Here is a 6,277-nt window from a genome sequence, read left to right on the forward strand (position 1 = left end):
CATATATATAAGTATTGTCAATATAATTTCAAATATAGATTAAGTAAATTTTGGAGGGAATTATGGCGAAAAAACCTGTAATGTTAATGATATTAGATGGATTTGGAATAGCTCCAAAGTCAGATGGAAATGCTGTAGAAGCAGCGCAAAAACCAAATTACAATAGATTAATGACTCAATACCCAAGCACACAATTACAAGCTAGTGGATTATTTGTTGGATTACCAGATGGACAAATGGGTAACTCAGAAGTAGGACACTTAAATATAGGTGCTGGAAGAATTATATATCAAGAATTAACAAGAATAACTAAGGAAATAGAAGAAGGCGGATTCTTTAAGAATGAAGCTTTAACATTAGCAGTAGAAAATGCTAAGAAAAACAACTCTGCACTACATTTATTAGGATTATTATCAGATGGTGGAGTTCACTCACATATCGATCACTTAAAAGGACTATTAAAATTAGCTAAAGATGCTGGATTAACTAAGGTATATGTTCATGCATTTATGGATGGTAGAGACGTTCCACCTTCATCAGGAAAAGATTTCATAGTTGAAATCGAAAAGTACATGAAGGAAATAGGAGTAGGTAAAATAGCTACTGTATCTGGAAGATACTATGCAATGGATAGAGATAACAGATGGGAAAGAGTAGAACTTGCTTACAATGCAATGGTTCTAGGAAAAGGTGAAATTTCTTCATCTGCAGTAGAAGCTATTGATAAGTCTTACCATGATAATAAGACTGACGAATTCGTATTACCTTCAGTAGTAGATTCAGAAGGAACTATTAAGAATGGAGACTCAGTAATATTCTTTAACTTTAGACCAGATAGAGCTAGAGAAATAACTAGAGCTATTAATGATAAGGAATTTGCTGGATTTAATAGAGAAGCTTTAGATTTAACATTCGTAACTTTAACTCAATATGACAAGACTTTAGAAGGAGTTAATGTTGCTTACAGACCAGAAGGAATTAACAATACTTTAGGAGAATATGTTTCAAATAAAGGATTAAATCAATTAAGAATTGCTGAAACTGAAAAGTATGCACACGTTACATTCTTCTTTAACGGTGGAGTAGAAAAAGAATATCCAGGTGAAGATAGAGCATTAATTGCATCTCCTAAGGTTGCAACTTATGATTTAAAACCTGAAATGAGTGCTCATGAATTAACAGATGAATTACTTAAGAGATTAGATGAAGATAAGTATGATATGATTATCCTTAACTTTGCTAATCCAGATATGGTTGGTCATACTGGAGTTATGGAAGCAGCAGTTAAGGCTATAGAAACTGTTGATGGATGCCTAGGTAAGCTTGCAGATAAGATCTTAGAAAAAGACGGAACTTTATTTGTAACTGCAGACCATGGTAATGCAGAAATCATGATTGATTTCTCAACAGGAAATCCATTCACAGCTCATACAACTGACCCAGTTCCATTTATATGGGTATCAAATAGAACAGAAGGTAGAAGCTTAAAAGAAGGAAAACTTGCTGATATAGCTCCTACAATGTTAAATGAAATGGGATTAGATAAACCAGCTGAAATGACTGGAGAATGTTTAATAGTAAACAACTAATTAAAATAGAAGCGTAGCTTAAGGCTACGCTTTTTATTTTTTTAATTTGTATTCAAAATAGGATACTTTAAGAAGAATGGCTGGAAGATTTTAAGATTAATTTTAAAAATATTAATAGTGATTATGGACAAGACGCCTTTATGTATGTATACTTAGTTTTATAAAAGAAAACGTTTTTAAAGGGGAGAAAAAATGAGTAATTATATAGTCTTTGATATAGGTGGATCATCAGTAAAATGGTCTGTAATTAATAACGAAGGTAGTATATTAATTAGTGGAAAAATAGAGATATCTGAAACTATAGAAGGATTTTTTTATGAATTATCTAGTAAGGTAAATGAACTAAAGGAAGAATATAGTCTAGAGGGTATTGCATTAAGTGCACCTGGAGCAGTAGATAATGAAACAGGAATTATTGGAGGGATGAGTGCAATACCTTATATACATGGACCTAACTTTAAAGAAGTATTAAATGAAATGACAGGGCTGCCAGTTGAAATAGAAAATGACGCAAATTGTGCGGCATTAGGGGAATGTTGGATTGGAGCAGCTAAGAATGAAAATGATTGTGCATTTGTTGTGTGTGGAACAGGAATAGGTGGGGCATTAGTAAAAGATAAAAAAATACATTCAGGTGTTCATAAACATGGAGGCGAATTTGGATATTGCTTAGTAGATATAGATGTTCATAACCAACAATATTTATCCTGGAGTAGAGCTGGTTCAACTTTTGCAGTAACAAAATTTATTGCAGATAGAAAAGGAATAAGTATGGATAACTTTAATGGAAAAAAAGCCTTTGAGTTATATGATAATGGTGATGAAATAGCAGTAGAAGAAGTAAATAGATTTTTTAGATATATGGCTATAGGTATATTTAATATTCAATATACCTACGATCCAGAGGTAATAGTTTTAGGTGGTGCTATTTGTGAAAGAGAGGGATTCTTAGAGGAAGTAAATAAAAAGATAGATGAAATTAAGAATTCCAATTCAGATGCTAAAATAAGACCAGTAGTTAAGATTTGTAAGTATGGAAATGATGCAAATAAATTAGGTGCTTTATATAACTTTTTACAAAAGCAAAATTTAATATAATTACAAAGAATAATAGTAATAAATAATAAAATAATTAAGAAATGTTTTTAATATATAGATTGAATAGAAGGTGTATGAGTATATAAATTGATTTGCTTATACACCCTTTTTTATTGCATTAATTTAAGAAAGTTTAAAAGAATGATACAAATATAGTGAAGTTAAGAAAAGATATATAAATAAAGTTTATATTAGTATAAAATTTAGTTTCGATTTATTTTTAGAAATAATTACGTATATATATAACTACATTTAACTAAGGAATAATATGGTATAATTTACTAGAGAAATGTTAGATTAGCAAATAGTTATAATTTTAAATTTTGTTTTTATGACTATAATAATTATTTAGATTTTAAGGGGAATGGGATACGATGGATAAGTTTAAGGAGAATCAGTTAAATGATAAATCAGTAGATATAGATGAGAGGTTTCTAAAGAACTTTAGAGGTGGAGCTACGAAAAATATTGCTATTGGATTTATGTTTACTGTATTTACTTTTAATTTTTTATGGTTACAGTACATATTACCAACATTAGCAGCAGTGCTTTTATATATTGGATTCCGTGATTTAAGAAAAGAAAATAAAGCCCTTAAAGTAGCTTGGAAATTTTCTATTATAAATATGGCATTTAATGTATTAAGTTTGATATATAAAAGTACACCATTAAGTGTTAATTTTAATAATATTTTTTTATCGGCATTAATATTAATAGTATTTCATATTACTTTTCTAATTACTTTTAGAAAAGGTATACGAGAAGTTTTTAATAAAGCTAATGTAGAGTATAAAAAAGATCCTATTATGAGGCTAATAATTTGGAGGATTATAGTTACAATTATTGCTTTAACAGGATTATGGCAAATTTGGTTTATTTCTATTCCTATGATTATATATTACTTCTATATAATTAGATTGCTATATAAATTAAGCTATGATATTGAAAGTATTAATTGTATGACTTCAAATACTAACATAAGATTTAGTGATAAAAGTTTGATATTAGGATATCTTACAAGTTGTATTTTCTTAGTTGCAATTAGCTGTGTACTATCCAATCATATTAGACTAGACTCTGTTGAAGTAATTCCTGTTAAGGAATATAGTAATAGGAATTTGTTAATAGATGAAGGGATTCCATTGAAAATTGTTAGGGATATTTTAGATGAAGATATTGCTGTCCTTAAAGATATAGTAAATGTAGAAACAGTAAATATTGATTTTGATTTCGATAAAGATACAGAAAAAGATTTAGAAGCAACAACTATATTTATTGAACTTAATTATAATGAAATATATGCAATTGAATACTTTAATTGGGGAGAAAAGGGACCTTATTGGCAAGATGGTATTGCAATTAGTAATTCAAGAGATTTAGAGCTTATAAATGGAAGATTAATATATGAAAATGAAGGTATAAACTACGCTTCAGAAATACCTAGATTAAATGGAGGAGCAGTAGAAAGTACTGATGTTTTTGGGCAATTAAGTCAAGAAAATAAAATAACAGGTGCAATAAATTATCCTTTTAACTCTAAAGAACAAAGAGGGTATATTTTCTACAAAATAAATATCGAAGAAGGTGCTATATTAGGAACTAATATAGCAGACTATACTCACTATAATCATCCCTTTAGAATTCCTTATACAGAAGTTGAAAAAAGTAATTTAAGTTTTACTAATAATTTAGGACAAAATGCATCCAATTATAGGACTAAGAGTAGGATAGAGTTAGATAAGCAAAATAGTTTTTAAGATAATGGTATAAAGTGAATCAAAAGTATTCATATAGAGGGAGGTAAGCTTTAATGGAGTTTTTAATAAGACCAATAGAAATAGGAGATGGCAAAGGAGTAAATGCCCTTAGACGTATGCCAGGGGTATTTGAAAATATACTTGGTATTCCATCAGAAAGAGTAAAACGTAATGAAGATTTCATTATCAATATGGACGGGAACCAGCACCAATTTGTAGCTGTAGCTAAAAATAAAAATGGTGAAGAAGAAATAATAGGAACTGCAGGATTAACTATAAATTCAAATCCACGTTTACGTCATAGTGGCGGCATTGGAATTATGATTCATAAAGACTATCAGAATATGGGGGTTGGCACTGCTTTAATGGAAGCTCTACTTGATGTTGCTGATAATTGGCTAATACTTATTCGAGTTGAGTTAGGAGTTTTCGAAGATAATAAAAGAGCCATTCATCTTTATGAAAAGTTCGGTTTTGAAAAAGAAGGTCTTAAACGTCTAGCAGCTATAAGAAATGGAAAATATGAAAATGAATACTTAATGGCAAGAATTAATCCAGCGTATATAAAAGAATAAATACGTAGGATATTAATAAAAAGGAGTATAATATGAAGGTTTGTAGTAAGTGTAATGCTGAAATTAAATTTAAAGCTTTACTAAAATCGACTTATAAAAGAGATGGATTAATAGAATGTGATAAGTGTAGTACTAAATTTAAAGTGAAAGGCTATCTGCTTATTATTATCACTCTTATTTCTTTAAGTTGCATTACTATGAGTTATTTGACTAGATACTATCCAACTACAGTGATAAGTTATATTATAAGAAGCGCTATAGCTTTAATTGCTATCACATTATTATACATTGAACTTGCGTATTTACTTCAATGGAAAGAACAGTAGAAATAATGCATTTATAATTTTAAACTATTACTAAAGTAAGCAATCAATTTAATACTTGAAAGTTAAACATCACCACATTGCTAAAATATGTTGCAAATAAGTTGTGATACTAATAGATGATTATAATTTAAATGGTGGAGATATTATGAGAAAGTGCCTAAGATGTGATGAAATTCTGATTGAGTATTTTATGTATTCGACTAAGGAGGATATTAAATGAGTTTTGTAATGAAAATGTTTATTTCATTTATGCTAATTTTATTTTGGATTTTCACAAGTATCCTAGTTAAGAAAATTCCAGACAAGGTGTTTTATAAAGAAAGAGTAGCATATAAAGTAAAGAAGGAGTTATATATTAAAAATGTTAGGCGTACTATAGATTTATTAATATTTTGGAATATAATACTTTCTGCATTTATGTGGGTTGGAAGTGAAATTACCATTACTTTATTATCTTTTCAATCTTTTAGCTTTATTTGTATGTCTTTAAAACAAAAAAGATATATTATGAAAATTTAATATTATTATGGATTATAGGTTTTATTTAAATATTAGCTAACTGATATTATAATATAAAAAAATATAGGAGTGATAGATATGGGTTATAAGTATTCATTTGTTGAGGCTAAAATTAATGGATTTTTTTCTGCTACAAATCATAGAGAATTAATAAATCAATATGCTAAAGAGGGATGGCAGTTTATAAATTCAATACCAACATCATTCTATGGAAATAACGGTGAGCCTAAAACCTTTGATCTAATATTTAAAAAAATGATGATTAATAATTAAAAAAATCATTCATAAGGGAATAAGTCTCGAAGATTGAATAGTATAACATTTACAAAATACGATATGATCAATTCATACTTGAAAGATAATTGGAGTTATAATTTCAACTATGTGACTATTTTTAGTGATTGCTTTTAGTA

At 28.4% G+C, this 6,277-nt stretch carries 7 protein-coding genes; all 7 read left to right on the plus strand.

Annotated features, from left to right (window positions below):
• Positions 1-62: 62 nt before the first annotated feature.
• The 7 genes from gpmI to E6248_RS11630 all read left to right on the plus strand — a co-directional run bounded on the left by gpmI (position 63) and on the right by E6248_RS11630 (position 6,137).
• Complete coding sequence (gpmI, locus tag E6248_RS11600) at positions 63-1,589, plus strand: 2,3-bisphosphoglycerate-independent phosphoglycerate mutase (protein WP_316340962.1); 1,527 nt, start codon at positions 63-65, stop codon at positions 1,587-1,589.
• A gap of 192 nt (positions 1,590-1,781) precedes the next feature.
• Positions 1,782-2,687 carry an ROK family protein gene (locus E6248_RS11605; protein WP_316340963.1) on the plus strand — a complete coding sequence of 302 codons (906 nt, stop codon included), beginning with the start codon at positions 1,782-1,784 and terminating at the stop codon, positions 2,685-2,687.
• Positions 2,688-3,061: 374 nt separating this feature from the next.
• Positions 3,062-4,444 (plus strand): hypothetical protein, encoded by a 1,383-nt coding sequence (locus tag E6248_RS11610; RefSeq protein ID WP_316340964.1) that lies wholly within the window; start codon positions 3,062-3,064, stop codon positions 4,442-4,444.
• Between the two features lie 53 nt (positions 4,445-4,497).
• Complete coding sequence (locus E6248_RS11615) at positions 4,498-5,019, plus strand: GNAT family N-acetyltransferase (protein ID WP_316340965.1); 522 nt, start codon at positions 4,498-4,500, stop codon at positions 5,017-5,019.
• A 32-nt stretch (positions 5,020-5,051) separates the two neighbouring features.
• Entirely contained in the window at positions 5,052-5,345 is a 294-nt protein-coding gene (locus E6248_RS11620; protein WP_316340966.1) for a hypothetical protein, read from the plus strand.
• 216 nt (positions 5,346-5,561) lie between these two features.
• Positions 5,562-5,864 carry a hypothetical protein gene (locus tag E6248_RS11625; RefSeq protein ID WP_316340967.1) on the plus strand — a complete coding sequence of 101 codons (303 nt, stop codon included), beginning with the start codon at positions 5,562-5,564 and terminating at the stop codon, positions 5,862-5,864.
• Positions 5,865-5,942: 78 nt separating this feature from the next.
• Entirely contained in the window at positions 5,943-6,137 is a 195-nt protein-coding gene (locus E6248_RS11630; protein WP_316340968.1) for a DUF4177 domain-containing protein, read from the plus strand.
• The last annotated feature ends 140 nt before the right edge of the window (positions 6,138-6,277 follow it).

This window comes from Clostridium sp. (genome assembly GCF_032552055.1).
Classification (GTDB): domain Bacteria; phylum Bacillota; class Clostridia; order Clostridiales; family Clostridiaceae; genus Clostridium.